Annotated in this window: 3 protein-coding genes; all 3 read left to right on the plus strand. The window is 44.2% G+C overall.

Features of this window, described 5'->3' with window-relative positions; all coding sequences use genetic code 11:
• Positions 1–1,105 precede the first annotated feature (1,105 nt).
• The 3 genes from F6K57_RS15780 (at position 1,106) to hpsE (ending at position 5,705) form a co-directional block, all read left to right on the plus strand.
• Positions 1,106–3,631: an esterase-like activity of phytase family protein gene (locus F6K57_RS15780; RefSeq protein WP_364303055.1), complete on the plus strand. Its 2,526-nt coding sequence runs from the start codon at positions 1,106–1,108 to the stop codon at positions 3,629–3,631.
• Positions 3,632–3,778: 147 nt separating this feature from the next.
• Complete coding sequence (locus tag F6K57_RS42005) at positions 3,779–4,417, plus strand: calcium-binding protein (protein ID WP_364303058.1); 639 nt, start codon at positions 3,779–3,781, stop codon at positions 4,415–4,417.
• 343 nt (positions 4,418–4,760) lie between these two features.
• A complete protein-coding gene (gene hpsE / locus F6K57_RS15785; RefSeq protein ID WP_293069145.1) occupies positions 4,761–5,705 on the plus strand; it encodes a hormogonium polysaccharide biosynthesis glycosyltransferase HpsE in 945 nt (314 codons plus the stop codon).
• Positions 5,706–6,000: the final 295 nt, after the last annotated feature.

The raw sequence follows: 6,000 nt of genomic DNA on the forward strand, positions 1-6,000 counted from the left end.
TAGCAAATTATGTAAGATTATGTAAAGGTTACTAGAGTAGACTCTTTTATAGTATAGTTTTACTTAAAACCAAAAAGCTCTTGAGTCAAGTAACCTATGGCTCAATTAGTCTGACCGATAGGATCGACTTGGAGGTTAAAGCTACCAAGATTACTTTGGTCATCTCCGAAGACGGTGCTTAGCCAGCGGGCATCTATAGCCCAGTTGCTTAGATCAAAGACAAAGGATTTGGATTTAGTTTGCTAATCGGAGAGTATCAAATCCAAGACAATAAAATTCAATAAAACCTTAAGTCTATGTTCCTGAACTAGTGATTGTAATGACATTAGGGAAAGGGTAAAATCTACTTGATAATAAATCGAATATCGGCTTAGGTAGACTCCTTTGAACTCCAGACAAAGGTTATGGGTAACTAGATAAATAAAGTCCATCTTGATGTGGCTCGATTATCAAGTTAAATGCTCATACCCAAATGGAGTCAAGGTTATGACTATGATCATGCTAGTAATAAGCCTAGTATGAGTGGGTAATTCCATTGGCTGTTCTTTTTGAATTAGTTCAGAATCAATGGGATGTTCCGTTAGCGAATGCAGATCAGATTGAGCAAATAGCTTATTCAATAACGTTCAAGAAAGCACAGATTGCTTGCTGTTATCTTGCTGTTATCTTGCTGCTATCAGTATTTGCGTTATTCAGCCATCGCTACACTATCTCAAGGTTAAAGGTTAATTATTAACACTAGCTGTAGAGTTCAGGCGCAAACCCTCACTAAGTAGGTAGGAAAAGTAGGTATAAAATTAACGTATTATGCTGACGTTTAACTGTTGAATATCAACGGTTAACCTTAAGGACAGTTAACAAAATAAAAAGTTAGCGCTAACACTACTAACCTAACTATTTAATTGAGCAACCCATACCAAAAAAATAAGCTAATTGTTATTCGCTTAATTATTTAGTATAAACGAAACTTTTAGCATTTTGCTGTTCGCGAAGCGGTTTCTTCGGAACAGGGGAATGAGTACATGATTATTGCTATAAAACTTTAAAGAAGTTGATAGCTAATAGCTGAACTGGGTACTCGCCATCTACTATCTAGGATAAATTTGTGGCAGATATATTAAATAAAATTGGCAGCTTTTCTAGTGAGATGGGGGCTGAAATTACCGCCTACGACCCCATATCTCAAGAGTTATTTGTAGTATCTGGTGGAACTGAGGTGCAAGTGCTAGACCTCAGTGATCCCACCAATCCAACTGAGGTAATACCACCCATTGATCTTGCTTCTTTGATACCTGACATTGACGGAGCAAATAGCGTAGCCTATAGCAATGGTTTACTGGCGCTAGCGTTAGAAGCTAGCACCTCTACTGATCCAGGTAAGGTAGCAATTATAGATATTGCTGCTTATAAGAACAATCCGGCTGACCCCAATGCCCTGAAGGTAGTGCAAGCGGGGCCCCTACCCGATATGCTCACCTTTACCCCTGATGGCACCAAAATACTGGTTGCTAATGAAGGAGTAGCGGATGATGGCATTGATCCTGAAGGATCGATCAGTATTATTGATGTGTCCGGTGGGATAGCAACTCTAACCCAAGACAATGTCGCCACAGCAGACTTCAGTGCCTTCAATGGTCGTGAAGCGGAATTCCGGGCAAAGGGTGTACGTATTTTCCCAGACAAGACTGTTGCTCAGGATGTGGAACCAGAGTTCATTGCTGTCTCAAGCGATGGTACTACAGCCTTTGTCAACCTCCAGGAAAACAATGCCTTTGGGGTGGTAGACCTGGAGTCCGCTACAGTGGTGGATATCGTGCCTCTGGGTGTCAAAGACCACAGCCAAGGTCAGCCCACCCTAGAGCTATTTGAGTTCAATGACTTGCCTGTACTTGGTACTACCGAAGGGGGTCAAGAGATTAAACTGGGCGGACTGTCTGGCTTATTCTACGAAGGGACGGATGCAGCAACTGGCAACTTGAAGTTTGTCACGGTTCCTGACCGGGGACCCCATGGCAAACCCACTGATGTGGATGGAGATGGGAGTAAGGAACGACCCTTTGCCTTACCGGATTACCAAGCTCGGGTGATCCGCTTTGAGTTAAATCCCAGCTCTGGCGAGATCACCATTACCGAAACCATTTTCTTGACCCGTCAAGATAGCACCACACCAATCACAGGACTACCCAATATTGCCGGGGTGGATGAAGAACCAGTAGACTTATCTGGCAATTTGCTGCCCTTAGATGAGTTTGGTGCTGACCTGGAAGGGGTAGTAATCGCTGCTGATGGCACCTTCTGGATGGTGGATGAGTACCGTCCAGCTATCTACCACTTTGATGCCCATGGTGTTCTGATTGACCGCTTTGTTCCCCAAGGAACAGCTGCCTTGGCTGGTGCAGCAGTGGGAACCTTTGGCACTGAGTCCTTACCTGAGGAGTACGCCAATCGCCGCCGTAACCGTGGCTTTGAGGCCGTAGCTCTGGATCCAGACGATAATATCCTCTACGCCTTTATTCAAACTCCTTTACAGAATCCAGACCGTGCTACCTCTGATAGCTCTGATGTGATTCGCATTCTCGGAATTGATACTACCACAGGTAATGCCGTTGCCGAGTATGTTTACTTGCTCGAAGACCCTGCTTTACGTAGTGGAGGACGAGTAGATAAGATTGGTGATGCGGTATACGCTGAGGATGGAAAATTATTTGTCATTGAGCGAGATTCCGCAGTTGGTGATACAGCGAAGAAGTTTATCTTCCAAATAGACCTGACAGCAGCCACTAATTTGCTTGCTCCGGATGCCCCCACACTACCCACTGGCTCTACTCTGGAGCAGTTGAGTGCAGATGACCTAGATGCTCTTGGGATTCAGGCGGTCAATAAAATTAAGGTGACAAACCTACCTTCGATTGGGTATCTCGCTGGTGATAAACCAGAAGGTCTAGCGCTACTGGATGATGGCAAACTGGCTGTACTCAATGACAATGACTTTGGAGTACTCGATCAGCAGATTCCGGTGGATGGCTCGGTTCCTCTGAACCCCAATCCAACTCCTGTGGTCTTAGGTCTGATCGACCTAGGTGAGAACAATGCCCTGGATGCCAGTAATGAGGATGATGGCATCAACATCCAAAATTGGCCCGTTTTCGGTCTATACCAACCAGATGCGATCGCATCCTTTGAGGCAAACGGTCAAACCTACTACGTCACTGCCAATGAAGGGGATATCAGGGATGAAGAGGAACGGATTGCAAACTTGACCCTCGACCCAGAGGCCTTTCCCGATGCTGAAACCCTACAACCAGAGTCTCAACTGGGTCGTTTGAGAATATCTACCATTGATGGGGATTTGGATAATGATGGTGATTTTGACCAGCTATTCTCCTACGGTGGGCGCTCCTTCTCAATTTGGGATGAGTTTGGCAACCTAGTGTTTGATAGTGGTGATGACTTTGAACGAATTACAGCTCAGCAAGTTCCTGAACTATTTAATTCTAGCGGCACTCCTGATACTTTTGACGACCGCAGTGACAATCAAGGACCAGAACCGGAAGGAATTGTCACCGGGGTCATTAATGATCGCACTTACACGTTTATCGGTCTCGAACGAATAGGCGGCGTGATTGTCTAGGATGTCACTAATCCCACGGCTCCTGAATTTGTCCAATATCTGCCCAATGATAATGGTGGCAATCCAGATGATCCAGTAGACCGTGAGCCTGAGGGGCTAACATTTATTCCTGTAGAAGACAGCCCCAATGGTGAACCCCTGCTGGTAGTGGCTCAAGAAGACAGTAAAACCATTACTGTCTTTTCAGTCAACCCCGGTCCGGGAACTCCATCAGATGACGAACTAGTTGGCACCGAAGCTGATGAGACAATCATTGCTGGAGCTGGAAATGATCTAGTTGCTGGTGGCTTAGGTAATGATACTATCTTTGGGGGTAATGGAGATGATATATTACGAGGTGACTTCAACAGCCGTTCCTCTAACAATACCCTTGGAGGGGATGATGTAATTTACGGGGGTGCTGGAAGCGATCGCATTGGTGGAAAAGCCGGTAATGATTCCCTGTTTGGTCAGAAAGGTGATGACCAAATCTGGGGTGATGCTGGGGATGACCTACTGCGAGGCGGTCTTGGCAATGATACCCTATTTGGTGATAATGGCTCTAGTGATGGTAGTGATACCTTCATCTTGGCCGCTGGTGAAGGAACTGATAAGATTGGGGATTTCCAAGTCGGTGAAGACTTGATCGGTTTAGTAGACGGGTTAACCTTTGGTCAGTTATCTGTTACTCAGGAAGGCAACAACGCTGTGATTAGCTTCGGTGATGAAACCTTGGCAATCCTGAATCAGGTGCAGGCTGAAACCCTGATCGATAATGCTGCTACGACTTTTATTTTTGTTGGTTAAGGCAGAGCCGTTGAAGGTGTAAGGTTGAAGGTGTAAGGTTGAAGGTGTAAGGTTGAAGGTTAACGGTTGAAGGTTAACGGTTGAAGGTTAACGGTTGACGGTTGTTCGCCCTTGGCGTTTGGTGTAGGGTAGGTTGTCTGTCAGAAGGCAGAATGTAGAATTCTTAATTCTTAATTCTGCCTTCTACATTCTTAATTCAAAAATGTTGTTCGCCCTTGGCGTTTGGTGTAGGGTAGGTTGTCTGTCAGAAGGCAGAATGTAGAAGGCAGAATGTAGAATTCTTAATTCTTAATTCTTAATTCTACATTCTTAATTCAAAAGGGACTCTAATGGTTGACTACCCATGATTGATTTCACAGTTGCTATCTGTACCTATAACGGCGAAACTCGTCTACCTAAGGTTTTAAAGCGATTACTGTATCAAATTAAAACCGACCATTTTGCTTGGGAAATTCTGATTATTGATAATAATAGTACTGATAATACCAGCAAAATTGTTGAGGAATATCAATCCTATCCAGGAGCTTATCCTATTCGATATTACTTTGAACCAAAACAGGGGATAGCATTTGCTCGACGCCGTGCTATCCAAGAGTCTAAAGGTGACTATGTCGGTTTTTTAGATGATGATAATATCCCTACTCCTGATTGGGTTAGTGCTGCCTATAATTTTGGTCATTCCCATCCAAAAGCTGGTGCTTATGGTAGTCAAATTTATGGAAACTATGAAGTTACACCACCGGAAAACTTTCAGCGAATTGCTTGTTTTATAGCTATCATAGAACGAGGTCAAGAGCCATTTTGTTATCAGCCTCGTCAAGGGTTATTTCCTGTCGGTGCGGGGTTAGTGATTCGTAAGCGAGCCTGGTTAAATAATGTTCCTGAACAGCCTTGGCTCAAGGGGGTATGTGCGACATCCCTATCTGCTAAAGGAGAAGATATAGAAACCTTATCGTATATTCAAAAAGCGGGTTGGGAAATTTGGCATAACCCTCAAATGTGTATTGAGCATCAAATCCCAAAATGGCGTTTGGAAAAAGACTATTTATTGAAATTATTTCGAGGTGTTGGGTTAAGTCGGTATCCCACTCGCATGTTGCGCTTTCAACATTGGCAAAAGCCTATCATGATTCTAGTTTACCTAATCAATGATTTGGGCAAGACTATCCTTCACCTGATTAGATATCGCCAACACCTCAAGACAGATTTAGTAGCAGCTTGCGAACTGGAACTTTTTGTGAATAGCTTGTTTAGTCCATTTTATCATTGGATTTTTGGGAATCAGTAATTAATGAATCATAAGGCAAAATGCTGGCATGTATGAATAGGGAATAGGGAATAGGGAATAGGGAACAGGAAACAGGAAACAGAGTGTGGGGAGAGGGGGTAGTGTGGGTAGTGTGGCGAGAGCGAAGAAGTAGTTTTCGATAATTGGGTATAATTACAAACATTTTTTTACTCCCTACTCCCTACTCCCTACTCCCTACTCCCTACTCCCTACTCCCTACTCCCTACTCCCTACTCCCTACTCCCTACTCCCTACTCCCTACTCCCTACTCCCTACTCCCTACTCCCTACTCCCT

It is taken from the genome of Moorena sp. SIO4A5, from assembly GCF_010672005.1.
Lineage (GTDB): Bacteria > Cyanobacteriota > Cyanobacteriia > Cyanobacteriales > Coleofasciculaceae > Moorena.